The sequence below is a fragment of the Bacillus cereus group sp. MYBK101-2 genome (genome assembly GCF_051918845.1).
Classification (GTDB): Bacteria; Bacillota; Bacilli; order Bacillales; family Bacillaceae_G; genus Bacillus_A; species Bacillus_A paranthracis.
Genome location: NZ_JBQAIE010000016.1, coordinates 75,606 through 101,709 on the forward strand (window position 1 = coordinate 75,606; position 26,104 = coordinate 101,709).

A 26,104-nucleotide genomic window follows, 5' to 3' on the forward strand; every position below is an offset into this window, starting at 1 on the left:
CTATTAGCCGAATACGCGATAATATAGTTGTTTCGCTTTCGAAATATCATTTGTGCCATGAATAAAAACACGACCATCCCGAAAAACAACGATGCGGTACTCATCTAATTGGCAAGATAGTAAATACGGATTCCGATCTACTTCCCCCACTTTTTTTAATACTTTTTCTATATCATCAAAATTGTATTTTCTATTGTCTACTGGTCTAATTTGAACTGTATTTCTTCCGCATAAAGCAGCTACCTTCGTTTGATTTTCGTATAATAAATAAGGATAAATGCGATTCAAACCGCATGAAGAGCAATTGTCTGTCTTGATTTTCCCTAGTTTTATAAAATGGTTTTGATTACTCCATATATCAAATATGAAAAATGTTTTTCTAATTGCTGCAAAATCTTCTACTAAAATTTTGAGTGCTTCCGCCACTTGATATGCTGCGACGATTTGTACAGTCGGGCTAATAATTCCAGCTGTATCACACGTCACACCTGTAACTGGAACGTTCTTCAGCACACAATGTAAACACGGTGTCTCTTGCGGAATAATTGTACAACTCATACCGTACGAGCCAACGCAAGAACCATATACCCACGGGATATTATGTTTTTGTGATAAGTCATTTATTATAAATCGGATATCGAAATTATCTGTTGCATCAACGATTACATCGACATTTTCTAATAGCCCTTCCAAGTTTTCTACACACGCATCCATTACGAAAGCATGTATTTGTACTTCCGAATTAAGTTTTTCTAGCCGATTTTTAGCAGCGATTGCTTTTGGCAATTTCTCTCTTGCATCTTGTTCAGAGTACAATTGTTGCCTTTGTAAATTACTCCATTCAACGTAATCACGATCTATGATCGTCAACTTACCAATACCTGCACGTACGAAACTTTCGGCACTTGCACTTCCTAATGCGCCTACTCCTACAATTAACACATGTTTATTTCGAATTTTTTCTTGCCCTCTACTCCCAATTGGTTTAAACAAATGTTGTCGTGAATACCGCTCAGCCATTACATACCCTTCCTCTCACAAACTCTATTTCATATTAGAATGTTGTTTTTGATAACAAGCAAAGTACGCAAATCCAACAAAACCAGCTCCGCCAATTACATTTCCGATAAAGACAGGAACAAAATTTTTAGCAAGATCCATCCATGTGAGATGACCTGCAAAAATAACTGCTGAGATGACAAACATATTTGCTACCACTTGCTGAAATCCAATCACTACAAATGCCATTATTGGAATCCAAATTCCGATTATTTTTCCGACAAAATCACTCGTCCCATAAGCGAGCCAAAGCGCCAAACAAACGAGCCAATTACACCCAATTGCTAAAATTAAAGTTCTCCCAAATGATTCGTGTAACTTGCCTTCCGCTATCGCTACTGTTTTATTTAAATAATCCCCTTCTGTTAATCCGCCAAGATGACCGAAACAATACGCTACGAAAATAGCTCCTACAAAATTCATGAAAGTAATCCAAATCCAGTTATTTAGCACACTAACCAATGTAATTTTCTTTGCATATAGCGCCATAGACAGTGACATCATATTTCCGGTAATTAATTCTCCTCCCGCTAATACAACGAGCATGAGTCCAACAGGAAAAACCGCTCCTCCTAAAACATTTACTAAACTCCCCCAGCGCTCAGGCAAATTACCTAAAACGCGAATGTTAAGTAAAAAACCTAGCGAAATAAACGCTCCTCCTAAAAAACCGAGAATAAGCATTGCTGGCAAGGTCTGACTTACTTTTTGAACACCGGCCTCAATAACAAGCTCAGCAATTTGTTCCGGTTTATGAAATGCCATTACCAATTCCTCCATTTTCTCCAAATAAAAAAGCAGCTTCAAAAAACCTCCTCAAAATAAAGGTTTTTGAATGCTGCTTAATTTCTCTGCACATCTTTTACAGAGAGATCAACCATCACTTTTACTATAAAATAGAAAATCTACAACCGTTGCACATCTTCCATTTTGTATATACTTCATCATATTGTCACTTATATATATCAACCACCAATATGTGACATTTCAATTTTAGGTGCTCTTTTTTTACTTGTATGACTTAAGCGTTCATCTGAATAACGATCTTCTCGTTTGTTCCATATATCGCGTACGACATCTGTTATTTCCTCGTCAGTGTATTCTGATCGAAGCAGTTCTCTCAAATCATTTCCTTTAGAAGCGAACAAACAAGTATATAATTTTCCTTCTGCAGAAATACGAGCTCTCGTACATGAGGAGCAGAAGGAGTCTGTTACTGATGAAATAACACCTATTTCTTCATCACTTCCAATATAACGATAGCGAGTCGCAACCTCTCCTGCATAATTCGCTTCTATTCGTTCTAATGGCATAACTTGATGAATCGTATCTACTATTTCTTGTTTAGAGACAACCTCTTTTAAATCCCAACCGTTATAATTTCCAACGTCCATATACTCAATAAAACGAAGAATATGTTTATTTTCCTTAAAGTATTGCGCCATCTGCAAGATATCCTGTTCGTTTTTCCCCTTTTGAACGACCATGTTTATTTTAATTTTCATACCGACTTCAGCTGCAGCTTGTATTCCTTCCAGAACCCTTTGTACTTTGCTTCTATTACCATTCAAATAGAAAAACCGCTCTTCTTCTAAGGAATCTAAACTAACTGTCACACGTGATAAACCCGCCTTATATAAATCAGGAGCAAACTTTTTAAGTAACGATCCATTAGTTGTTAAACCGATATCCTCCACACCATCTATTTTATTCAGGCGCTCGATAAGCTGCGGAAGACCTCTTCGAAGTAAAGGTTCTCCGCCTGTAATCCGTAATTTTCTAACACCTAAAGAAACGAAAATACGCGTTATCCTTTCAATTTCATCAAAAGATAAAATTTTATCATTAGACAAAAACGAGTAATCAGGACCAAATATTTCTTCTGGCATACAATATCGACAGCGAAAATTACAGCGATCAGTAACTGAAATACGTAAATCCTTTAACGGACGTTGTAGTTTGTCTAATGTGACAGATTTCATATTTATTGCCTCGCTTTTACTTATTTTATATTTAAAACACGCTCCGGATGCGTATATACATTTAAGGATTCATTCCGAATAAATCCTATCGTAGTAATACCTAATTCTTCAGCTAGCTGTAAAGCCAACTCAGTTGGAGCTGATTTTGACAGTATAATTTCACAACCAATTTTTGCAACTTTCAATAATATTTCCGAAGAAATACGACCGCTAAAAACAATGATTTTATCTCTTATAGAAATATTATTTTTTAAACAATAACCGTAAATTTTATCTAACGCATTATGCCTTCCGATATCCATTCGACTTAAAAGAATACCATTCACATTGCACAAAGATGCATTATGAACGCCCCCTGTATGACGAAATGTCTCCGCAGATTGCTGCATTTCTTTCATTAATCGAAAACAGTCTTCTGCAGTAACCTGTACATGGACGCCATTCATTTTCTTTGCACTTAGTGCATCATTTGCAAAAACAAACCCTTGTCTACTCATACCACAGCATGAAGTAATATAACGTTTATTTTGCATTTGTTCGTAATACGGATTTACTTTTGCCGTCGTGACATGTACAAATCCTTCTTTCTCTTGTACCCATATGTCATCAATATCTTCATACTTCCGAATGATTCCTTCAGATGCTAAGAAGCCTATTACCATATCTTCTATATATTCTGGAGTACTAACCATTGTAACAAACTCCTGTCCGTTCATTTTAATCGTGACTGGAAACTCTGTTACAATGCTGTCCTCTATATGTTTAAACGCCCCTTGTTCATAACGAAAGATTTCTCTTTCTACCTGTATCGGTTTCACGATCAGTATCCTTCTCTCACGTTATATTTTTATCAAAAACAAATACCGAAACTGCAATATCTTCTTCTACTTTCATATCTGAAAACAAATTCACTAATTTCGCTCCAACAAGTTCCTCCAAATGTTCACGGGAATTTGCAGCATACACTTCTTGAATCATTTTCGTTCTAGCCATATGAACCATTTCCGCACCGTCCATCGTACTTGAAATGAATTTTTCAGTAGGTGTTAAGTTTCCGTAAAGAGTCGCAATCGCCATATTTTCAGCGAAAACAGTATGAATTCGTTCTGGCCCTTTTCCGAAAAGTTCCTTTCGAAGTTTTCGAATCATATCATTAAACTCATGTACTTTTTTTGACATACAATTATACCTCCCAAAAAAACCTCATTTTACTTTATTATATATTTTACCAAAATGAGCCTTCCGCCCAAACTATTTCGTACAAACATTTGGGCGAAAAGGTTCACTTCATGAAGTTTATTCTTCTTGTAATCCTTTTCCCATACCTTTTAAGAAATGAAGCCCAAACCCGATAGCACGGTTAATATCTGGGTCTTTCAATACTTTCATAAGATCGAATACCCCTACTTTTTTATTACTCTCTAGATGTTCATTGCCTTTTTCTAGCCCTACTAATAAGCTACCTATAAGCTTTTTCGTAAGCTCCGGATCAAGTTCTGTTAAAGCACCCGCAGCCCCCATCATATTATTAATTAAATTTGTAACGGGCTCACGAGTCACTTGACCAAGAACAATCTTTGCGATTGGTTCTTTCGCCTTTAGCATAGAATTTGCTGCTTCTAACATGCCAATATCATTCAATTCCCCTACTATATTAAACATTTGATTTAGAGCGTCTTCATTATTAGCTAGAAGCTCTTTTAAATCATCTAATTTTTGCTGTTTTACTTCTTCCTCAGTTAATTCTTGTTTTTGAATCATTTTTATAGGTGCAGCCATATTTTTCTCCTCCTACTTATCCGTTAAATGCACATACCCTGGACGTGCCCACTTACGATGTACCTCAATACCAGATTGAGGATGACGTTTTTTATTACGCGGGTTCGCTTTTGGCATCGGATTTTCGCCATCAACTTCCAGCACTTCCATACGCACTTTCGTCTGTTTATAAGCAGGTGTGTTCGTACGCGTATCAACGGCAGGACCTGTTAAGAAATTAATTGCTGTTTCATTATCTGTAGAGTTCATCGGTAAATATAACTCATTCGCTTTTACACGATCTGTTACAAGTGCACGTAATTTTAGCGCTCCAAACGGAGAGACAAGACGGACTAATGAACCAGTTTTTACTCCACGTTCTTTTGCAAGTGCTGGAGAAACTTCAACGAAAACGCCAGGCACTTTCGTTTGAATACCTGTTGATTTATTTGTCATATTCCCTTCATGGAAGTGCTCAAGCATACGACCATTGTTAATATGAAGGTCGAACTCAGCTGGGAATTCAGCTGGGCGCACCCAGTCAGCAATCGCAAAACGAGCTTTTTTATCCGGGAAGTTAAATCCATCTTGGAAAAGAAGCGGTGTATTCGTTCCATCAAAACTTCCCCAATGGAAACTATTCCATTCTTCCAATACTTCATAGTTTGCTTGTGAAAATAGTGGTGATAAACTTGCCATTTCAGCAAAAATTTCACTTGGATGACTATAACTCCAGTTTGCACCTAATTTATTCGCAACTTCCTGCACAATCCACCAGTCTGGCTTCGCATCTCCAAGCGTAGGAAGAACTTGATATAGTCTTTGAACACGACGCTCTGTATTTGTGAAAGTACCTTCTTTTTCAAGAGATGGCGCTGCTGGTAATACAACATCTGCATATTGAGCCGTTTTAGATAAGAAAACATCTTGCACAACGAAGAAATCAAGGCTTGATAATACTTCATGTACATGATTCGCATTAGAGTCTACAAGAGCCATGTCTTCTCCGACAAGATACATAGCTTTCATTTTCCCTTCGTCAATCGCGTGAAGCATTTCAATATTATTCAGACCTGGTTCGCTATTAATTTTCACTCCATAAGCCATTTCAAATTTCGCACGTTCTATATCGTTCGTAACGTGTTGATATCCAGGAAGCCATCCTGGTAAAGTACCCATATCACAAGCACCTTGTACGTTATTATGACCTCGAAGCGGATATGCACCAGCGCCTGGACGACGATAATTACCTGTTGCAAGTAGTAAGTTTGAAATCGCAGCGGAAGTATCAGATCCACCTGTATTTTGCGTTACACCCATTCCCCAAAGGATACATGTACCATCTGCATCACGAATCATTTCAGCCATTTGAATCAGTGTTTCTTTTGAAATACCAGTCATTTTTTCTGCATATTCAAGTGTATATTCTGCAAGGCTCTCTTTGAAATCTTCAAAGAAATTTACATTCTCATCAATAAATTGTTGATTGTGCCAGTCTTGATCAATCATATATTTCGTAACAGCCATTAACCATACTTGATCTGTTCCTTGTTTTGGACTAATAAAGACATCTGAACGCTCTGCCATTTCTGTTTTACGAAGATCAGCTACAATTAATTTTTGTCCGTGTAATTTATGTGCACGTTTAATACGTGTAGCTAAAACAGGATGACCTTCTGTCGGATTACAACCTACAATAATAACAAGACCAGATTGTGCAATATCTTTAATCGTTCCAGCATCTCCGCCCATACCAATTGTACGGAATAATCCGTCTGTCGCTGGTGATTGACAATAACGTGAGCAGTTATCAATATTATTCGTTTCAAATACTTGTCGAGCTAATTTTTGAATCACATAATTATCTTCATTCGTAATTTTAGATGAAGAAATAAAACCGATAGCATCTTTACCGTACTCTTCTTTAATCGATCCTAATTTACTTGCAACTACATTCAACGCTTCTTCCCATGTAGATTCAACAAACGTTCCATTTTTACGAATTAAAGGTTTCGTAATTCGTTCTTTAGAATTTACGAAGTCCCAACCAAATTTTCCTTTGACACAAGTAGAAATTGCGTTAACTGGCGCATCAGAAGAAGGTTGTACTTTAAGAATTTTACGTCCTTTCGTCCACACTTCAAATGAACAACCTACACCACAAAATGTACATACTGTTTTCGTTTTCTTCGTACGAGTATCACGCATGGCCGCTTCCACTTCTGATACCGCAAAAATACCGCTATATCCAGGCTCTACTTCTTTAATTAAATCTACCATCGGTTCAAGAATATCTGGCTTTAGTCCCGTCATAAATCCAGCTTCACCGAGCATCGTTTTCTCCATTAAAGCGTTACAAGGACAAATGGTTACACATTGACCACAACTAACGCATGAAGAATCATTAATATTTACTCCTTCATCCCAAATCACTCGTGGGCGTTCCGCTTCCCAGTCTATCGATAATGTTTCATTTACTTGTAAGTTTTGACACACCTCTACACATTGACCACATGCAATACATTGATTCGGGTCATAACGATAAAACGGATGCGTCATATCAACTTCACTTACATCTACTTTCGGTTCATAAGGATATTTTTGATGTTCAATTTCCATTAATTCTGCTGTATTATGCAGTTTACAGTTCCCATTGTTGTTGTCACATACTGTACAGTATAATAAATGATTTTCTAATAACCGATCCATCGCCTCTGTTTGTGCTTCTTTCGCACGAGTAGAGTTACGTTCAATGTTCATACCTTCTGTCGCTACTGTCGAACAAGAGCGCATTAACTTTCCGTCAACTTCTACAATACAAGTGTCACACGTTTGAATAGGATCTACTTCTGGCACGTAACAAATTTGCGGATGTTCAATCCCGTTCTCATTTATAACACCCAATATCGTTGAACCGGGCTCCGCTGTATACTTTTTTCCGTCAATTGTAATATGAACCATGTTGTTATTCATGGCCTTTCCCCCTTTTTGAGAATAAAAAAACTCCACCACGAAAATATACGCACCACATTTCGGCACGTTATTATCATGGTGGAGTAGTTTATTAGCACATCTTGCTAAAATACCAATCCATTTATTCATAAATAAAACGATAGAGTCATAACAGGTCATATCACGATTCCATCTTTAACACTATAATTATAGCGTTAAAGTTAAAAATATACAATATAAAATTTAAACTACGCATATGTCCTTATGGAACTATCCATAATAACCCATATAAAGTGAAACTTTAATCAACCCTCACCAATCAGGATAAAACATAACAAGGAGTAAGCAAACAAATGGGGTCTTTTAATAAATGGATTCGTGGTGAAAAATCTTTTTCTACCCAAGAGCAAGCTGATCACACATTAAATAAATCTATTTCTTCTTCCCTTTCCCTTAATTTAAAGCACTTGTCCAAACTGTTTAGCGGTATTCCAGAATTAATAACACGCAATTTTCCATTAAAAAACGGACAGGAAGCTGCACTTATATATATGGAAGGACTTGTAGACAAAACTGTTATTAACGTAAACATCCTTCGTCCTCTCTTATTTAAAGAGTGGAATGAAGACGATTTTTGGGAAGCCTCTGTTTTTATCGGAAATATTAAAAAGATTGAGCAGTGGACAGACATTGAACAATCTCTTTTACACGGCAAAAGTATTTTATTTATAAACGGACAATTATCCGCTTTAGAGCTTGATACGCAAGCGGCACCAAAAAGGAGCATTGAAGAGCCTACAACAGAGAGCTCCATAAAAAGCTCACACGAAGGATTTAATGAAGTAGCGAGCGACAGCCTTGCACTTATTCGTCGATATATTCCAAATCGCGAATTGAAAGTGAAGAAATTCACTGTTGGTGAACGAGCTACTTCAAAGGTTTTTTTGCTTTATCTAGCAGATGTTGCGGACGAAGATGTCGTAAAAGAAATGGCATCCCGTATCGAATCAGTAAAAGTGGATGCGATTCTTACTACTGGTGAATTAGAGGGGTTTGTTGAAGATAATTCCTTTACTCTCTTTCCGCAATTATCAATAACTGAACGCCCTGACACAACAGCACATCATATTCTAGATGGGCGAATTGCTGTTGTTGTAGATCGTTCACCAGGCGTATTAATTGGACCCATGACCTTTTCAGCTTTTTTTCAGACGATAGATGATTACAGCTTCAGGCCAATGATTCCATCTTTTATACGATTACTTCGTTTCACTGGATTATTTATTGCAATTTTTGCTCCTGCTCTTTATATTGCTATGATTTCCTTTCATTATGAAGTGATTCCACTTAAATTATTGTTAACAATTGGAGAATCTCGAGCTAAAATTCCTTTTCCTCCTATATTAGAAGCACTTTTGATGGAATTAGTACTTGAAATGCTACGCGAAGCTGCAGTTCGGCTTCCTGGTCCCGTTGGACAAACGATTGGCGTCGTAGGAGGGATTGTCATCGGACAAGCTGCAGTTCAAGCAGGAATAGTAAGTAATGTCATGGTTATCGTCGTATCTATTACTGCAGTCGCTTCTTTCATCATCCCTAACCTAGAAATGTCTGCAGGAATTCGACTTCTTCGCTTCCCAATGATGATCATTGCCTCTTTATTTGGTGTCATTGGTATTATGGTTGGGATGGCAATCATTATTATTCATATACTTTCTATGGAATCTCTCGGTGTTCCTTATGGTAGTCCTTTTTCTCCGTTATTTGCTTCGGATTTAAAAGATATTCTTATACGTTTACCATGGAAAATAATGAAGAAGCGCCCACTATCCCTTAACTTAAAACAAGAGAATCGACAACGCGATATAGAAGGAACGGAGGAAGAGAAGTGACAAAGCGTGCAAAGAGGGAGATTAGTTTATTTCAATACATTTTAACAATTAGTGGTGTTCAAGTAGGATTCGGTGTCCTTACACTGCCACGTGAAGTTGCACAAGGTGCGAATACAGATGGCTGGATGTCTATTATTATCGGATGCGCTATCACTACTTTAGTCAGTTTATGTATTGTAAAAATTATGGAAAAGCATCCTGGATATACTTTACTTGATGTGCTGACTCGTTATCTTGGAAAGTGGCTAGGAAGAATAGGAATGATTTTTTGGATTTTATATGCTGTACTTGCAGCAGTTTCCTTAGTTTTTTCCCTCCTGTATGTTATTCACATTTGGATTTTACCTAGATCTCCTATGTTTTTAATTATGATTTTGCTTTCTATTCCAATGCTTATGCTTGCATGTAAAGGTGTACTTATTATTAGTCGCTTTGCCGTTTTCACTGTGATTTTTACCCTTTGGATGCCATTACTATTGTTTATTCCTCTTAAAGATGGTCATTGGATATATCTTCTTCCCTTTCTAAAGGAAGGATGGATACCAGTTGTAACCACAGTGAAATCAACTATCATTGCGTTTCTCGGATTCGAGTTTGCATTCGTCCTTTATCCCTATCTAACTAACAAATCAGCTGCAAAAAAAGGAATCGTTATTGCAAATATGATTACGTTATTTGTTTACCTACAAGTCACGTTCGTTTCTTTCGTTTATTTTAGTCCAGACGGAATAACAAAGTTTTTATGGCCCACTCTTTCTCTTGTTACACCATTTCACTTTTCATTTCTTGAACGGTTTGAAATTATTTTTTTATCTTTTTATCTCTTCATTATTTTTGATTCTTGCATTCCTTACATTTTTACTGCTTCAGATGGAATCAATCAATTACTTAACAAAAAAGGGAGTTCCTTACCTATTTGGTTTTTATTATTCGGGTGTATTGTTGTCTTATTCTTTTATATCCCTTCCTCTTACCAAATAAGTGCGTTGCGAGAATTTTGGGGAACTGCCAGTTATTTTATCGTTTTTCTATTCCCAGTCGTATTTCTCTTATACATGACACTTTATCAGCATTGGAAAAGGAGAAAAATTTAAATGAGACGCTTTATTCATTTCACTATACTTTACTTTCTCATAACCTTTTTAACAGGCTGTGGAGATCGGCTAGACTTAGAAAAACAATCCATTTCATTAATTTACGGCTTTGACGCAAAAGCAAAAGGAAAATTAATTGTGTACCACGTAAACCCTATTTTTAACGAAGACGTAGAAAAAAAGTACGAAACACATGAAGCGAAAGTACGTACACCTCGAGAAGCAAAAGCAACGTTTAATAGTTCAAGTGGCGGTTTAGTATCTACAGAAAAGTTACAGCTCATTTTATTTAGCACAAATTTTTTAAAACAAGAAGGGGCTATGCCTTACCTTGATGTTTGGTATCGTGATCCTAAAAACACTGGAAACATGCGTATGGTTGCAGTAGACGGTCCAATTTCTTCAGTTATATATAATAACTTTAAAGATAAGCCTGCCCTTCCCGAGTATTTAACAGATTTAATTAATACGAACAAACTGTACAATCGGACCGTTTTTACGACATTCCATGAATTTCATAGGCAAACTTTTAATAAAGGTATAACACCTGCTATTTCAGAAATAAAAAAAGGTAAAAAAGATGTTATCGTTACCGGTTCCGCGCTATTAACTTCTCGCGGAATTTATAAAATGTCATTAAATCGTTATGAAAGCGCCCTTCTTCTTTTGTTACAAAAGAAAGCGAATACACCGGTTTCGCTTACATTGAAAATCCCTTCTACTTCAGTTGAAAGTAATAGTGATTTAAAAGATACCGATGGCGGTGATTTCGTAACAATAAATGTTCTTAGCATGAATCATGATATCCATACAGACTATAGCGATAAACATTTCAAATTTAATGTTAAAATGGATTTTAAAATTGCCGTATCTGAACTTACATTTAATATGGATATAGATACAGATAGAAAGAAATTAACTTCTCTTATTACAAAACAACTAAACAAAGATTTGAACGATTTAATCCACAACATTCAAAAACATCAGCTTGATCCATTCGGATTTGGTGATTATGCGAGAGCGTTTCAATATAAAGAATGGAAAAAAGTTGCCGACGATTGGCCGAGTGCCTTTTCAAAAGCTAACGTAAAAGTAGCACCTACGATTAAAATTTTAGAAAATGGGATTATTAAATAGCAAAACACGCTACTTGTTCTTATACGTTTAAAGAACAAGTAGCGTGTTTTCATTTTTATTTTGAAAATTCCTGTATAGTTACGCTTCTGTTTCCGGTTCTTCGTTTTCCACTTCTTCCAATCTTTGCTGCTCCGCAAGCTCAGCTGAAATCATTCCATAATAAATTTCTGGATACAATCCAAATATTTGATATACACTTCCTAAAAACGGCATCGGAATCCCTCTTTTCTAAAGTTGTATTGCCACTTTTAAGGATTCCCTATTCATTCATTATACATTCGTTTTTGGCGTTTCCTCTTCATCATGAACGCTTAATAAATTTTGCCACTTTTTATAAGGAGCACTATTTGGATCTACATAACCTTTCGCGTACGAACGATCCCACAATTGTTTAATAAACATTTCTTTCTCTTTCTTTGCAACCATATCGGCACCTGTACCGTAATAGTTTTGGAAATATAACTCAATTTCATCAAGGAATAACCTTAATAATTCATCAGAAGTTTCTTCTAACGTTGGGTCATACTTTGCTTCACGGTCATACATTAAAATCATATCTAAAATATTATGGACATGCTCTTTACGAAGCCATCTAATATCTTGCGCACCTAATACAAATGGATGTGTATATAAATGTCCACCTTGTATCATCGCCTTTTCTTGTTCTTCTTCAAATCTGGATAAGATATTTTCATAAATGAACGGATTATGAAGCAACGCTCTATGCAATTTGTAACTTTCGCTTGAAATATTTTTCCCCATCGACTGAATTAAGAAACTACGTCCAACGCCGTTATATTGATACACGAATTGACCATCAACAGCAACTAAACTAATCCAGCGATACATATACGCGTATAGAAGAGCTCGATTACATTTATCATAATCTAACTTCGTTTGCGTTGCATTTAAGTCTGGCATGAATGCTGGTAAGTGCCAATACTTATCTAAATGCGGTGTTAAACTAGATTTTTTACTATTCAACTTGTTTACACGGCGATAGTACGACTGAAAATAATCACCTTTATCATTCATAAATCCATTTGCAATATGTCCAGACGAAAGCTTAGGAAAGTCTTGTAGTGATAAACCGTAATGTGCACGATAACAAATGACTTCAAATGGCGAGAAAGCTTCATTTACTGTATCTTTTTCTTTAAACATTTCTTGCATTAATTCCTCTTGCAGTTCTTTCTTTAAAGATGGATGTATGCCCCAATATTGTAATTCCCTATGATGAGAAACTTTCGGCACGAATGGACTTGCTAAATGGAACAAGTCTTCAATTTTTTCACGAACATATTCATCACGATCACGATTCTTATAATCCGCTTCTTTTCGTAATGCTTCAACGATGTTCAGCTCTAATTTATCGCGATAGCGTATTTGTAATTCATCGTAACAATAGTTTAGTATGTGCTCACGATAAAAGTCTTCTACCTTTTTCGATTGAATTTCTTCTGTTTTCGCATCCCGGCAATATTCCCCGTATAAGCTCATATAAATTTCTGCTGATATATCTTTCGGTAATACACCTAAATTTAAATGTTGTTGCATATCTTGCCATATCTTTTCTTGCAACTTCTCTTCAGCTAATACGTATACATTCGTTGGGTTTGTTTTTCCTTCAAATTCCTTGCTTCGTTTTTGAATTTCGAACAATAAATTTTCACGTGTTTCATGTAAATTATCAAAAAACCTTTCCCAATATTGAATCATTTTATTAACTGCTTGATATAGCGATTGATACACGAGTTCTAATAGCATTTCTTTACGGTATTCGTTTAATTTGTGTACGTACTGCGTTACAATATCTTCAAATTCCTTTTTAAATAAACGCTGCTGGTTATTAATCATTTTTCCAAACCAGCCTTGTTGCTGCGCAATTTCTACTCGACGTACAGCTGTTACCGTTCCATCAATGTTACTCACATTAAATTTCTTATCGTAATTTTGAATTAAATTACGCTTTTGTTCATTATTTTCATGTAGTCGATTCATTTTTTCCACTAACTGCTTTCGAATTTCATACAACATAAAACGAGCTGCTACTGGATGAACTGGATCTGTTTTCTTTAAAAACCATGTATTTAATTGATATGACTGGCCTTCAGAACCACTCGGTGAAAAACGGTCTGATTCAATCATGTCATATAAAAGTGTCGTTACATGTTCATGTACACGGCTCGGAATCGCATACGCATATAAACGAACCGCATGATCGACCCTTGCTACTTCACCTTTCATTTGTTCCGTCATTTTCAGCTTGGCAGCCGAAATTTTACACTCATGCTGCAGACGATTTAATTCCTCGTCTTTTTGTACCGTACGCTGTACATAACTTTCTACAGCTTCTAAAAACAGTTTAGATTTCGCAACACCAACCTTGCCACCTTCTGCTCCTTCACGCGTTTCATTGTACATTTGTCTATAAAAAATATGAGCCTGCTCTGGACGAGTAGCAAGATGTTCTAAATCTTCTAAATAACTTTTCCCGCGCTCTGGCTTTTCACGCTGCATACCACGTTTTACATCTTGGTCATATCTATGCTTCTTCTCTTGAAACAATTGATCTAAATGAAGCCACGATTCATCTAAACCTTGCACGGCCCATTTTAAAGCACAATATTTTAACACATGCTCATATGGATAAATAATCTTTGCCGTTCCGGCCCCGCAATATCGCCCTTTCCCGCTTGATTCTGCTAATTGCTGAATTTGATTATCTTCCTGTGCAAAATGATTTGCAGACATCGGACTAAATAATTGTAAATAAATCGTATTTGCCATTTGCTCCATATAATCTGATAAATTATGCAGATGGTGTCCATGTAAATTTTCGTAATCGTATAAAAAACAATAATTGTACGGTAAATGGTGTTGTTTAATCGTGTGATTTGTTCTCCCATCCTCATCTACTTGATCCGGTCGATACTCTAATTCAATCGTAACCCCGCCGCGTTTGGATAGTTCTCCTGTAGAACCGAGCGTAATGGCATGTAATTCTTTTAACGAGGCATAGCCGTTTGCTTGCACCGTTTCAAACTCTTTCGCACTAACTGTTCTCGTCTTCACTAACACATCCGGCATTAGAAACGCACCACGTATTAAAATGTTGTGATGTTGCAGTTTTTTCCGAAGCATTTCACGTAAATATAATGCAATTTGTAGAAACATTCCTGAACCTGTTCCGCCCGCTAGTGATGTTACGATAATGACACGCACTCCATATTCTGTTTGATCGCTCGTAACTGGAAAAATCTTCTCAATTTCTTGCCAAAAGGACGTGAGTTTATCTTCTTTCATCGCAGCACGTAACGCTAAACGGGAAATAACGCGTAACTGTCCTGCCCCTTCTGTCAGTGGTTTATCAAGTATAGTCGGGTCCATCGGAAACCATTCTGGAATCGTTGGATCTCCTGCAATATACTCCCTAGGCGTTTTGCTCGAACTCGTTTGCGTCTTAAACTTTCGAATATGATCAAATTTACTCAATGTATTCACGTCTGTATCAAATACGTGCATTGCTACCTTTTTTCGACGCTCCTCAGGCAGTCTTTCATATATTTGATGTGTCACAGTACTACCGATTCCACCTAAACCAATTAATATCGTTGGAACTTGTAACGTCATGTGAACCACCTTCCTATTCTTGCTTGTTTGAAAAGAGGAGGGAAAGATAACATTCTCCTCTTCTCCCCACCTACTATTCACACTCGTATTTGTAAATCTCCTTACCATATCCTCTATCAATTACTAAAAGTTCATTTGGATATAGTGTCTTATGTTCCATTCCAACCTCATCCTCTGTTATAAACATCCCATCAATAATCATTCCTACTACTTGTGACTCTTTCGCTACAAATATCGATTTTGATCCTTTCTTCGCTATAAACGTAACGGATTGCACAGTCTTTCTTTCTGCCCTAAACGGAATACCAAAATAATGCTTCCACCATTTATTTTTCAGTAATTCTGGCTCAGATTGATATAACCAATCTTTCGCTACCTCTTGATCCCATTCGTAATACAATAGTGCTTTACGGTGAAATCTCGGACGGACAATCCATCCTAAAACGATTATTCCTACTATTAACAGTAATAAAGTGATAGGAATAACAAACTTAAAAATAAGCGCATACTTTTCATAAAACGGTGCATCTTGAATGTGGAGTTTTATGTTTTTCTTTACTTCTTGTAACTTTGAATCCTGCACTACGATGGTAGCTTCTACGGTGCCGGTATCTGTAAAATTGAACGTGTCGGAGTAATGAGGTCGAGGATAAATATAAATTTGATTACCATGTTGTTTTATTTCATAGTTGATGGATTGTTTAGATGTGACACCAGTAGATTTTAATAGTTTTTTTACAGCCTCTTCTGTCATCGGCTTATCATCTAACTGTGGTTGTATAATAAATGGTTTACTACTCTCTAAATTCGTTACTTTTTCTTCATAATCTTTCGTGACAGTTCGAAGAGATAATTCAGGCTTTTTCGTTGTTTCGATTTTAAATTCTTTCGTCTGTCTGTAAAATCCTTTTATGTTCATATGAACTTTCCCGCGTACTAATCCTTTAGTAAGCTTCGTTTCGTAATAAAATACATGTCTTTTATCGTCCCACTTCATCGCATATTGCTTTCCGCCTATTTCTACTTCTGCCTGAAAGTAAGAAGACTGAACTGGCAACTCAGTAGGTTTTGCTTCAATAACAGCTGTCACACCTTCATACATTTCCTCAACATTTTTTCTATCCTTATCCTCTTTGTCATAAGTAGAAACAGTATAATTAAGCGCCGGTTCGACTAGTACTTGTAACCCTTCTTTCTCAATATCTCGATCCACTTCTATCGTATACGTTCCTGGTTTAATAACTTCTTCATTTTCCGTACTGATATGAACTATATTTCCGAACAATTTCGCTTCACCTGGTGCATGTATGGAAAAAGAAGATTGTAATTGTAATGGTTTAGAAATTTGTGTGACCTGATAATTAGACAAAGAAGGCGATTGTCGCACAAGCGTCATACGTTTTAACGGAAATGGTGTTGTAATCTCTACTTTCTTTCCTACCACTTTCGTTTTCACAATCGATTCAACAGAGGAGAACGGATCACGATTTGCAACTAATGCCGCCACTTGATTGACGCTTTTTACAATACCATCCTCTCCACTAGATGGCATCGTAACTCCATTTATCTCTTTTTTCCATATTTCTTTAAACGTATTTAGTTGTGCCTTTTCTTGCTGTCCTAAATCCTCTTCCATCGTAATTAAAATTGGATGTAACGATATCTTTTTTGCATCCATTTCTTTCTTAAACTGTGCTAACTTTTGTGTAATTTGTTCTTTTCCGCCAATCTTATCTTTCTCTAAATCATTAAATGCCCCGTCAGTTAAGACAATAAGCCAAAATTCACGTTTCCCATCTATATCTGCTTCCTTTTTTATAGATTGCATCGCCGTTTCTACTGCGCTAAACGGAGTATTTAAATACGTTTTCCACGCTCCAATTCCCTCAATTTCCGTTTGTCTCTTATCCTTCGTTAACGAAATGTTTAATGGATCATTCGGCTTGCTCATTGGAACGTAAGAAAATTTATCTTTTTCATCTAATAGCGCAACTAAACTTTGCAAAGCATAATTGGCATATTTCCAGCGATCGTTATTTCTCATGCTGCCCGAATCATCATATACAAGTGAAACGACCCTTTCCTTTGCCTCCTCTCCTTTTGCAAAAGTCCAAAAAGGATGTAACCATATAAATAGAAACAACATGAATGTGGCACAAATTCGAATTTTCATGATGAGGCTTCGCCACCTTTGTAGACAAATTCCTATGTTTAAATTTATGAGAGGATACAAGATATATGACTTGTATTTTAGGACAACGAACACAGCATAACTTTATTATGTAAACAGTTATAAAAGCTGAATATGATTCCTTCTAGCGTTTTCTATCCGATACTATAAGTAAAAAAGCCTGTTTAAGCTCTACACTTAAAACAGACTTTTCCTACTTTTTATTTTAAAAACACATAGCAAAAAGTTTGATTTTTGACTTAACACATCACTTCTATTGTAAATCCACCAGGTGCTTCAACGTAAAACGTATACGCATGTGCACGTTTAGGAGCCTCAACCAAAAATCCATCTTCCTTCAATCTTTGATTTATCTTATTTACTTGTTCTTCACTTTCTTGCGGAAATCCTACATGAAATGTTTTTGGATACTGAACTTCGTTTCCTTTCATTAAAGTTAGTATAAATCCATCATTATCACGCATAACTGCAAAGCCATTTCCCTTTGTTCCGCTACAAGTTAAGCCAAAATACTTTTCTAAAAACTCTCTCGCAGCTACTACATCTGCAACTGTTAAATTAAGATGTTTAATTTTCAAACCATCACCATCTTTCTTAATTTTCTAACATTTTATCATATAAATAAAAAACACGCCTTCACAGCGTGTTTTATTGCTTCACATACACTTCAACAATTGGATTATCTTTATGATCCGCATGTAAGCGTATATTCTCTTCACTTGTACGATAAATGCTAGCTAATAACATAATTGTTAACACGTTAGGAGTTTTGGCATCGCTCCCGTATTTCCTTTCCAGCGTTTCCTTATACTCAAAATCCAAGTCCCCCTGCACATATGTATACACCTCAAAACCATCTTCTAAATTGCAAACGACTGTATCAATAATATCTGCCCCTACTTGCTTCTTCATTTCCTCTCTCAACGCTTTAATAAACTCTTCCCACGGTACTTCGTATGTCTGAAACTGATCTGTCGATTTCATGCTTTTTCCTCCTTATATATCCTCTTCCTATATTTCCCCTTTCCTATAACAATTATGATAGATAGGGCATTCGTACAAGCCGCACTTGTCCCCTTTACATATCGTATTACTGTAATGCGGAAGGAGAAGAAACATGCATAGACAAAAATGTTATGATACGTGCCGACGTTATTTCGGTAAAGTTGTTCGAATTGAAGACATTGATGGTCGTATTCATTTAGGTAAAATAATCGATGTGACAAAAGATTCCGTATGGATTGAGCCCATGCAACAGCATTCATCTTTTGATACAGGATTCGGATACTATGACGCATATGCAAACGGTGGCTGTGACCTTTGCGGTGGCCTTAGTAGATGTGACAGCTGTGGATTCGGTTGCGGCGGTGGATTCAGTGGTTGCGGTTGTGGTGGTCGAGGTTGTGGTAATTGTGATGGCGGCGGTTGTGGCTGGGGCGGCGGTTGCGGCTGGGGTGTTGAACTCGGATTTGGTTTTATCTTCGGAATTACATTAGCTGCATTATTTTTCATTTAATATAAGTAAAGAGTTGACTATTTTTAGCCAACTCTTTTTCTTCATTTTTCACATATAAAAATACGATGCCCTAAAATGTGTTGGTACATAAGCCTTATATTTTCATGTTGCACCCATGCCTCATATAACTCATTCGGAATAAATTGTGATACATTCCATTCCGGCTCTTCTATATAAGCAGTGATTGTTTCTGCAATTGTACCACCGCCAGCAATAGTAACCCGCTTAAAATTTGCTTTCTGAAATAATTGTACCCACTCACTCTCAGTTAATAGCTCTTTCATCCCGTATAATTGAGCGATTTTCTCTTCCTCACCCTTACCAATATGCCTACCAATAATCATTTCAATGACAACAAGCTTACCGTCTTTCTGTAGTACACGATAGCACTCCGAAATAACCCTTTCTTTCTCTGTAAAAGCAAGTATCGATTCTCCGAGTACCAATTCAAATGAGTTATTCAAACACGGTAAATTCTCTACATTTTCTTCAATTAATTGTATATCTAATCCTTCAAACGACCATCTATCTTTCGCCTTTTGAATCATAATTTCATTCTTTTCCACCGCTGTTACTTTATATCCAAAATTTTTTGCCATATATGCTGCGGTTTTTCCCGTGCCGCAACCTATCTCAAGAACATTCGCTCCATGTCTAAAAGGAAGTTGTGCTAACAGTTGTTTTGTTAACGTAAAACCACCAGGATGAGCACTCCCTATTCCGTAATAAGCCAGGAAATCGATGTAAGTATTTCGTTCCATAAAATTCTCCTTTAAATTTTCTATAATACATATATTCACCCATCAATAAATAGTGCACATAAAAAAGCATTTCCAAGTGCAATACCGCAACTTGAAAATGCTCTTATCTTTTTTATTTCTCTTCTACATACGCCCATTTGAAACTATATTCCGGACTAATATTATGTTTCACGATTCCCTTTATATTTGGTTTCATTACATATGATCTAGCATTTTGATATAATGGTACAAGCGCTACATCGTCTTCAAGTAATATTTTTTCAGCCTTCCCTAACTCTGTCCAACGTTTTTTTGCATCAGCCATCCATTCTGTCTTACTTTTATTAATAATGTCATCATATTTTGAATTTGAGTAGCTCATCTGGTTTTGCGAATTTTTTGTTTCAAACATATCAAGATATGTCATTGGATCCGCATAATCTGGATTCCAGCCACCATATGAAAAATCATAATCTTGGTCTGATTCTAATTTTAGTTTTTGCTTAAATGGTTGCAGTTTAATATTTACTGTCACGCCTTTTAGGTTTTTTTCAACTTGATCTTTTACATACTCCCCAACTTTTTTCGCATTACCAGTATCATAATTTAATAACTCTATCGTCACTTGATCTTTTCCTAGTTCTTTTTTCGCTTCTTCCCAGGCTGCCGCTGCCTTTTTGGAGTCTTGTTTTAAACCATTCTTGAACGTTTCTGCAAAATCTTTACCGTCTGGTCCACTCGCTAAACCTTTTGGTACTAAGTAATCCACTGGTTTTGAACCATCATTTAAAATAACATTCGTTAAAGCTTTCTTATCAATAGATAATGCAATTGCTTCACGTAGCTTTTTGCTCTTTAACGGTGTATCTTGCCCACCACGTTTTTGATTTAAACGTAAGTAAAACGTACTTGTTTCCGAATATGCGCCAAACTCTTCTTTATTATTTCTATACTTATCAACAAATTCACCTGATAGAAGCGCGAAGTCAATTGCACCTGTATCATATAAATTCACTCGAGTAGCCCCTTCTTTTACTACACTATAGTTAATTTCATCTAATTTTACAGTCTTTTTGTCCCAATACTGATCATTTTTCTTTAATTTCCAGCCTTGCTCATGTTTCCAATCAGTAAGCACAAATGGACCATTATAAAGCGTTGTATCAGACTCTAAACCAAATTTATTTCCTTTTTCCTTTACAAACTTTTCATTTAATGGATAGTATGAAGCAAATGCCATTAAGTTCAAGAAATATGGTACAGGTCTTTCTAGTTCTACTTCAAGCGTATAATCATCTACCGCTTTTACCCCTAATGTCGAAACTTCTGCTTTTCCTTGATTTATCGCTTCTGCATTTTTAAGATAGTATGCAATAAATGCATACTCAGCAGCTGTTTTTGGATCTACTAGACGTTGCCATGCAAATACGAAATCTTTTGCTGTTACAGAATCACCGTTTGACCATTTTGCATCTTTCCGTAATTTAAATGTATATTTTTTACCATCCTCGCTTTTTGTGCTAGATTCCGCTACAGCTGGGATTGGCTTATTATCTTTATCAAGGCGATATAAACCTTCCATTGTATTCCCTAAAATTTGTGAACCAAGTGTATCTGTATTTTTGGAAGTATCCATTGTCGGAATTTCATTCGTTTCTGTACGATTTAACACTTGCTTTGCTGCATATTTAATATCAGATTTCTTCTCTTCCCCACCATTATTAGACGTTGTAGTCGTTTTTTTCTCCCCACCAGAAGATCCAGAACATGCCGTTAAAGCCATACTCATCGCTAAAACTGGTGCTACAACTGCCGTAAATTTTTTCATCTTTTTCTTCATTCTTATACCCTCCCTAATTATATGTAAAAAACTAACTTTGAGAGATGTTCTATGAACTTAGTTATTAATACCTTTTCACTAATTAACATCCTGTTAATTATCCTCATTTTTGAAGTTTCACTTATTTTATTTTTATAGTAACTAAGTATTTTACTATTACTACTATACGAATTCTCCCCCATCTACTATATGTCAGTACCACTTTTCTTATTCTTCTCTATTTAATTTAATAGAAAAAGAGCGTGTTAAAGGTAATTATCTTTTAACACGCTCCTTTTTATTATTTGCCTTCCGTTACATAAGCCCACTTAAAGCTATACTCTGGACTAATGTTATGTTTCACAATGCCTTTTATATTCGGTTTCATTACATATGCTCTACCTGTTTGATATAAAGGTACCATCCCTGCATCTTCTTCAAGTAATAATTTTTCTGCTTTACCTAACGTTTCCCAACGTTTCTTCGCATCAGACATTAACTCATTACCTGCTTTTTTCACCATTTCATCATATTTCGGATTCGAATAACTCATTTGGTTATATGGGCTCTTCGATTCGAACATATCAATAAATGTCATTGGATCCGAATAATCTGGGCTCCAACCAGCAAATGAAATTTCATAATCTTGTGCTGATTCTAATTTTAGTTTTTGTTTGAACGGCTGAATTTTCGTATTAACCGTTACACCTTTTAAGTTTTTCTCAATTTGATCTTTAAAGTAGTCAGCAATTTTTTTCGCTGTTCCATCATCATAGCTTAGTAATTCAATTGTCACTTGATCTTTTCCAAGTTCTTTTTTCGCTGCTTCCCAAGCTGCTGCTCCTTTTTTCGGATCATATTTCAGACCATTTTTAAATGTATCTTGGTAATCTTTACCGTCAGGTCCTGTCGCAAGCCCTTTTGGTACTAATTGATCTGTTGCTTTTGAACCGTTATTTAAAATAACGTTTGCTAAACCTTTTTTATCAATTGATAACGCGATTGCTTCACGTAGTTTTTTGCTCTTTAACGGTGTGTCTTGTCCATTACGTTTTTGATTTAAACGTAAGAAGAATGTACTTGCTTCTGAGTACTCACCATACTCTTCTTTGTTCGATTTATATTTATCAACGAATTCTCCTGATAATAGTGTGAAATCAATCGATCCTGTATCATATAAGTTTACTTTCGTCGCAACTTCTTTTACTACACTATAGTTAATTTCTTCTAATTTCACAGCCTTATTATCCCAATACTTATCATTTTTCTTTAGCTGCCATCCTTGTTCATGTTTCCATGAAGCCATAACGAACGGTCCGTTATACAACGTTGTATCTGCTTCTAAACCGAATTTATCTCCTTTTTCTTTTACGAACTTTTCATTTAAAGGATAATACGATGGGAATGCCATTAAATTCAAGAAATACGGCACTGGTTTTTCTAATTCTACTTCTAGCGTATAATCATCTACCGCTTTTGCCCCTAAATCTGTTAGTGGCTTTTCACCTTTATTAATTGCCTCTGCGTTTTTAATATAGTAAGCGATAAACGCATATTCTGCCGCTGTATTTTTATCAAGTAAGCGCTGCCATGCGTATACGAAATCTTTCGCTGTTACTGGATCACCGTTTGACCATTTTGCATCTTTACGTAGTTTAAATGTATATTTTTTGCCATCCTCGCTTTTCGTACTAGATTCTGCTGCAGCTGGGATTGGCTTATTATCTTTATCTAATCGATATAAGCCTTCCATTGTGTTCCCTAAAATTTGAGAACCTAATGTATCAGTAGATTTTGAAACATCCATCGTCGGAATCTCTTGATTCTCTGTACGATTTAACACTTGTTTCGCTGCGTATTTAATTTCAGATTTTTTCTCTTCCCCACCACCGCTAGACGTCGTAGTTGATTTCTTCTCCCCACCAGATCCAGAACAAGCTGTCAACGCCATACTCATCGCTAAAACTGGCGCTACAACCGCCGTGAACTTTTTCATCTTTTTCTTCATTTTTGTACCCTCCCCAATTATATGTACGAAACTATTTTTGAGAGATTTTCTAATAACTAGTTATCAGAAAATTCTTATTAATTAATATTCTACTAATTTTTCTGGTTTTGTAAAGTTATTTTTAAAATATTCTAAAAATTATTTTTTTGTGATAGTAACGAGTATTCTTTACAATTATCACGATACAAGTTCTTTCCTACATCTATCTATTTATTCGCATGTATTCTCATAATAAAAGAGCATTCCAAAAGTAAATAGTCTACTTTTAGAATGCTCTATCATTTTATCTTTCTATAGTGGATAATGAGATTCTCACTACAAAATAAGCTAAGAAACCTATATACATCCACTTAAACATAGCCTCACTGCTTAAAAATTATTTTCCATCTTTTTCAGTCATGTACGCCCACTTGAAGCTATACTCTGGGCTAATGTTATGGTGAACGATGCCTTTTGCATTTGGTTTTTGAACGTATGCATCACCACGTTGGTATAAAGGTACAAGTGCTACATCTTGCTCAAGAAGTAATTTCTCAGCTTTTCCTAGCTCTTCCCAACGTTTCTTCGCATCACCCATTAATTCTCCGCCAGCTTTTTTGATCATATCATCATACTTAGGATCAGCGAAGCTCATTTGGTTATGAGAATGATTAGACTGGAACATATCTAAGAATGTCATTGGGTCAGCGTAGTCAGGTCCCCAACCAGCATATGATAAATCATAATCTTGCTCTGTTTCTAATTTCAGTTTTTGTTTGAATGGCTGAAGTTTAATATTAACAGTTACACCTTTTAAGTTTTTCTCAATTTGATCTTTTACATATTCCCCAACTTTTTTCGCATTACCAGTGTCATAGTTTAATAGCTCAATTGTAACTTGGTCTTTTCCAAGCTCTTTTTTCGCTTCATCCCATGCAGCAGCTGCTTTTTTCGCATCTGGTTTAATACCATTTTTAAATGTTTCTTGGAAGTCTTTGCCGTCTGGTCCAGTTGCTAATCCTTTCGGTACTAAGAAGTCCGCAGGTTTAGATCCATCATTTAAAATAACGTTTGATAGATTTTTCTTATCGATTGAAAGCGCGATTGCTTCACGTAATTTTTGGCTCTTTAACGGTGTATCTTGTCCGCCACGTTTTTGATTCATACGTAAGAAGTAAGTACTTACTTGTGAGTATGTGCCAAACTCTTCTTTATTATTTCTATACTTATCAACAAATTCTCCTGATAGAAGTGCAAAATCAATTGCATTTGTATCATATAAGTTTACTCTTGTAGCTACTTCTTTTACTACGCTATAGTTGATTTCATCTAGTTTTACAGTCTTTTTATCCCAATATTGATCATTTTTCTTCAATTTCCAGCCTTGCTCATGCTTCCAATCAGTAAGTACGAACGGTCCGTTATATACTGTTGTGTCAGACTCTAAACCGAATTTATCTCCTTTTTCTTTTACGAATTTCTCATTTAACGGATAGTACGATGGGAATGCTACTAAGTTTAAGAAATATGGTACTGCTTGTTCTAATTCAACTTCTAAAGTAAGGTCGTCTACTGCCTTTACTCCTAATTCTGCTACAGGTTTTTCACCTTTATTAACCGCTTCTGCATTTTTAATTGGGAATGCGATAAACGCATACTCAGCAGCTGTTTTTGGATCTAATAGACGTTGCCATGCATATACGAAATCTTTTGCTGTTACAGGATCACCATTTGACCATTTTGCATCTTTACGTAGTTTAAATGTATATTTTTTACCATCCTCACTCTTCGTGCTTGATTCTGCAGCAGCTGGGATTGGTTTGTTATCTTTATCTAATCGATATAAACCTTCCATTGTGTTCCCTAAAATTTGAGAACCTAATGTATCTGTATTTTTAGAAGTATCCATTGTTGGAATCTCATTTGTTTCTGTACGGTTTAGCACTTGTTTCGCTGCTAATTTTTCTTCTGATTTGCTATCTCCGCCAGAGCTAGAATTTGTGCTTGTCTTCTTATCTCCACCTGATGTAGAACATGCTGTTAATGCCATACTCATTGCTAAAACTGGTGCTACAACTGCTGTTAGTTTTTTCATTTTTTTCTTTTTCACTTTCTGTACCCTCCCTAATTCTTAACGCTCTCATTTAAGAATTTTCTGATAATTCTGTTTTTCTTTATATATTTATCAGAAGATTCTTATTAACTATTATTCTACTAATTTTTTGAGTTTTGTAAAGTGTTATTATTGAAAATTTTTAAAAAATTATTTTTTTACAGTAATATTTATAAAAATCCTATAATCTTTCGAAACACTATACCTCATTGAATCTTAAGTATTGATTTA

Annotated in this window: 20 protein-coding genes; 4 read left to right on the forward strand and 16 right to left on the reverse strand. The window is 35.9% G+C overall.

Annotation, left to right across the window (positions count from 1 at the left end):
- Positions 1 to 3: 3 nt before the first annotated feature.
- The 7 genes from ACTFSI_RS23310 to fdhF all read right to left on the reverse strand — a co-directional run bounded on the left by ACTFSI_RS23310 (position 4) and on the right by fdhF (position 7,772).
- On the reverse strand, positions 4 to 1,020 hold the full coding sequence (locus tag ACTFSI_RS23310; RefSeq protein WP_139896347.1) for a molybdopterin-synthase adenylyltransferase MoeB: 1,017 nt from the start codon (positions 1,018 to 1,020) through the stop codon (positions 4 to 6).
- A gap of 24 nt (positions 1,021 to 1,044) precedes the next feature.
- Entirely contained in the window at positions 1,045 to 1,824 is a 780-nt protein-coding gene (locus ACTFSI_RS23315) for a formate/nitrite transporter family protein (RefSeq protein ID WP_000864003.1), read from the reverse strand.
- 200 nt (positions 1,825 to 2,024) lie between these two features.
- Positions 2,025 to 3,041 carry a GTP 3',8-cyclase MoaA gene (gene moaA / locus ACTFSI_RS23320; protein WP_440045675.1) on the reverse strand — a complete coding sequence of 339 codons (1,017 nt, stop codon included), beginning with the start codon at positions 3,039 to 3,041 and terminating at the stop codon, positions 2,025 to 2,027.
- A gap of 20 nt (positions 3,042 to 3,061) precedes the next feature.
- Positions 3,062 to 3,859: a formate dehydrogenase accessory sulfurtransferase FdhD gene (gene fdhD / locus ACTFSI_RS23325; RefSeq protein ID WP_277616654.1), complete on the reverse strand. Its 798-nt coding sequence runs from the start codon at positions 3,857 to 3,859 to the stop codon at positions 3,062 to 3,064.
- 16 nt (positions 3,860 to 3,875) lie between these two features.
- Entirely contained in the window at positions 3,876 to 4,220 is a 345-nt protein-coding gene (locus ACTFSI_RS23330) for a DUF2294 domain-containing protein (protein WP_000039582.1), read from the reverse strand.
- Positions 4,221 to 4,337: 117 nt separating this feature from the next.
- Entirely contained in the window at positions 4,338 to 4,820 is a 483-nt protein-coding gene (locus tag ACTFSI_RS23335) for a DUF1641 domain-containing protein (protein ID WP_044793370.1), read from the reverse strand.
- 12 nt (positions 4,821 to 4,832) lie between these two features.
- The gene (gene fdhF / locus ACTFSI_RS23340) at positions 4,833 to 7,772 is read right to left on the reverse strand and encodes a formate dehydrogenase subunit alpha (protein ID WP_440045676.1); all 2,940 of its coding nucleotides are present in this window, start codon (positions 7,770 to 7,772) and stop codon (positions 4,833 to 4,835) included.
- 332 nt (positions 7,773 to 8,104) lie between these two features.
- On the opposite strand from fdhF, the gene ACTFSI_RS23345 reads away from it, so the two are divergent.
- The 3 genes from ACTFSI_RS23345 to gerSC are packed head-to-tail and all read left to right on the forward strand — an operon-like array spanning position 8,105 to position 11,874.
- A complete protein-coding gene (locus ACTFSI_RS23345; protein ID WP_440045677.1) occupies positions 8,105 to 9,643 on the forward strand; it encodes a spore germination protein in 1,539 nt (512 codons plus the stop codon).
- Positions 9,640 to 10,737, forward strand: coding sequence for an endospore germination permease (locus tag ACTFSI_RS23350; protein WP_440045678.1), 1,098 nt, complete (start codon positions 9,640 to 9,642; stop codon positions 10,735 to 10,737). Before ACTFSI_RS23345 ends, ACTFSI_RS23350 begins: the two co-directional genes overlap by 4 nt.
- Positions 10,738 to 11,874: a spore germination protein GerSC gene (gene gerSC / locus ACTFSI_RS23355; RefSeq protein WP_440045679.1), complete on the forward strand. Its 1,137-nt coding sequence runs from the start codon at positions 10,738 to 10,740 to the stop codon at positions 11,872 to 11,874.
- Positions 11,875 to 11,952: 78 nt separating this feature from the next.
- On the opposite strand, the gene ACTFSI_RS23360 is transcribed toward gerSC, so the two are convergent.
- The 5 genes from ACTFSI_RS23360 to ACTFSI_RS23380 form a co-directional block, all read right to left on the reverse strand.
- Positions 11,953 to 12,087, reverse strand: a complete 135-nt coding sequence (locus ACTFSI_RS23360; protein ID WP_001116175.1) for a hypothetical protein — start codon at positions 12,085 to 12,087, stop codon at positions 11,953 to 11,955.
- 57 nt (positions 12,088 to 12,144) lie between these two features.
- A complete protein-coding gene (locus tag ACTFSI_RS23365) occupies positions 12,145 to 15,507 on the reverse strand; it encodes a tubulin-like doman-containing protein (protein WP_000175140.1) in 3,363 nt (1,120 codons plus the stop codon).
- 73 nt (positions 15,508 to 15,580) lie between these two features.
- The gene (locus ACTFSI_RS23370; RefSeq protein ID WP_000702086.1) at positions 15,581 to 17,680 is read right to left on the reverse strand and encodes a vWA domain-containing protein; all 2,100 of its coding nucleotides are present in this window, start codon (positions 17,678 to 17,680) and stop codon (positions 15,581 to 15,583) included.
- 257 nt (positions 17,681 to 17,937) lie between these two features.
- Positions 17,938 to 18,276 (reverse strand): VOC family protein, encoded by a 339-nt coding sequence (locus tag ACTFSI_RS23375; protein ID WP_138321349.1) that lies wholly within the window; start codon positions 18,274 to 18,276, stop codon positions 17,938 to 17,940.
- 70 nt (positions 18,277 to 18,346) lie between these two features.
- The gene (locus tag ACTFSI_RS23380; protein WP_044793382.1) at positions 18,347 to 18,682 is read right to left on the reverse strand and encodes a hypothetical protein; all 336 of its coding nucleotides are present in this window, start codon (positions 18,680 to 18,682) and stop codon (positions 18,347 to 18,349) included.
- A 133-nt stretch (positions 18,683 to 18,815) separates the two neighbouring features.
- On the opposite strand from ACTFSI_RS23380, the gene ACTFSI_RS23385 reads away from it, so the two are divergent.
- Positions 18,816 to 19,214: a hypothetical protein gene (locus tag ACTFSI_RS23385; RefSeq protein WP_000554981.1), complete on the forward strand. Its 399-nt coding sequence runs from the start codon at positions 18,816 to 18,818 to the stop codon at positions 19,212 to 19,214.
- A 41-nt stretch (positions 19,215 to 19,255) separates the two neighbouring features.
- Here the strand turns inward: ACTFSI_RS23385 and ACTFSI_RS23390 are convergent, their stop codons facing one another.
- The 4 genes from ACTFSI_RS23390 to ACTFSI_RS23405 all read right to left on the reverse strand — a co-directional run bounded on the left by ACTFSI_RS23390 (position 19,256) and on the right by ACTFSI_RS23405 (position 25,870).
- Positions 19,256 to 19,975, reverse strand: a complete 720-nt coding sequence (locus ACTFSI_RS23390) for a class I SAM-dependent methyltransferase (RefSeq protein WP_000440859.1) — start codon at positions 19,973 to 19,975, stop codon at positions 19,256 to 19,258.
- A 112-nt stretch (positions 19,976 to 20,087) separates the two neighbouring features.
- Positions 20,088 to 21,794 (reverse strand): peptide ABC transporter substrate-binding protein, encoded by a 1,707-nt coding sequence (locus ACTFSI_RS23395; protein WP_000728473.1) that lies wholly within the window; start codon positions 21,792 to 21,794, stop codon positions 20,088 to 20,090.
- Positions 21,795 to 22,074: 280 nt separating this feature from the next.
- Complete coding sequence (locus ACTFSI_RS23400; protein ID WP_440045680.1) at positions 22,075 to 23,781, reverse strand: ABC transporter substrate-binding protein; 1,707 nt, start codon at positions 23,779 to 23,781, stop codon at positions 22,075 to 22,077.
- A gap of 376 nt (positions 23,782 to 24,157) precedes the next feature.
- Positions 24,158 to 25,870: a peptide ABC transporter substrate-binding protein gene (locus tag ACTFSI_RS23405; protein WP_000727520.1), complete on the reverse strand. Its 1,713-nt coding sequence runs from the start codon at positions 25,868 to 25,870 to the stop codon at positions 24,158 to 24,160.
- Positions 25,871 to 26,104 lie beyond the last annotated feature (234 nt).

What these genes read in the sequence shown, in the direction of transcription:
- ACTFSI_RS23310 (WP_139896347.1), bottom strand. Translation starts at nt 1,020, where the DNA reads ATGGCTGAGCGGTATTCACGACAACATTTGTTTAAACCAATTGGGAGT.
- ACTFSI_RS23315 (WP_000864003.1), bottom strand. Translation starts at nt 1,824, where the DNA reads ATGGCATTTCATAAACCGGAACAAATTGCTGAGCTTGTTATTGAGGCC.
- moaA (WP_440045675.1), bottom strand. Translation starts at nt 3,041, where the DNA reads ATGAAATCTGTCACATTAGACAAACTACAACGTCCGTTAAAGGATTTA.
- ACTFSI_RS23330 (WP_000039582.1), bottom strand. Translation starts at nt 4,220, where the DNA reads ATGTCAAAAAAAGTACATGAGTTTAATGATATGATTCGAAAACTTCGA.
- ACTFSI_RS23335 (WP_044793370.1), bottom strand. Translation starts at nt 4,820, where the DNA reads ATGGCTGCACCTATAAAAATGATTCAAAAACAAGAATTAACTGAGGAA.
- fdhF (WP_440045676.1), bottom strand. Translation starts at nt 7,772, where the DNA reads ATGAATAACAACATGGTTCATATTACAATTGACGGAAAAAAGTATACA.
- ACTFSI_RS23345 (WP_440045677.1), top strand. Translation starts at nt 8,105, where the DNA reads ATGGGGTCTTTTAATAAATGGATTCGTGGTGAAAAATCTTTTTCTACC.
- gerSC (WP_440045679.1), top strand. Translation starts at nt 10,738, where the DNA reads ATGAGACGCTTTATTCATTTCACTATACTTTACTTTCTCATAACCTTT.
- ACTFSI_RS23360 (WP_001116175.1), bottom strand. Translation starts at nt 12,087, where the DNA reads ATGCCGTTTTTAGGAAGTGTATATCAAATATTTGGATTGTATCCAGAA.
- ACTFSI_RS23365 (WP_000175140.1), bottom strand. Translation starts at nt 15,507, where the DNA reads ATGACGTTACAAGTTCCAACGATATTAATTGGTTTAGGTGGAATCGGT.
- ACTFSI_RS23370 (WP_000702086.1), bottom strand. Translation starts at nt 17,680, where the DNA reads ATGAAAATTCGAATTTGTGCCACATTCATGTTGTTTCTATTTATATGG.
- ACTFSI_RS23380 (WP_044793382.1), bottom strand. Translation starts at nt 18,682, where the DNA reads ATGAAATCGACAGATCAGTTTCAGACATACGAAGTACCGTGGGAAGAG.
- ACTFSI_RS23385 (WP_000554981.1), top strand. Translation starts at nt 18,816, where the DNA reads ATGCATAGACAAAAATGTTATGATACGTGCCGACGTTATTTCGGTAAA.
- ACTFSI_RS23390 (WP_000440859.1), bottom strand. Translation starts at nt 19,975, where the DNA reads ATGGAACGAAATACTTACATCGATTTCCTGGCTTATTACGGAATAGGG.
- ACTFSI_RS23395 (WP_000728473.1), bottom strand. Translation starts at nt 21,794, where the DNA reads ATGAAGAAAAAGATGAAAAAATTTACGGCAGTTGTAGCACCAGTTTTA.
- ACTFSI_RS23400 (WP_440045680.1), bottom strand. Translation starts at nt 23,781, where the DNA reads ATGAAGAAAAAGATGAAAAAGTTCACGGCGGTTGTAGCGCCAGTTTTA.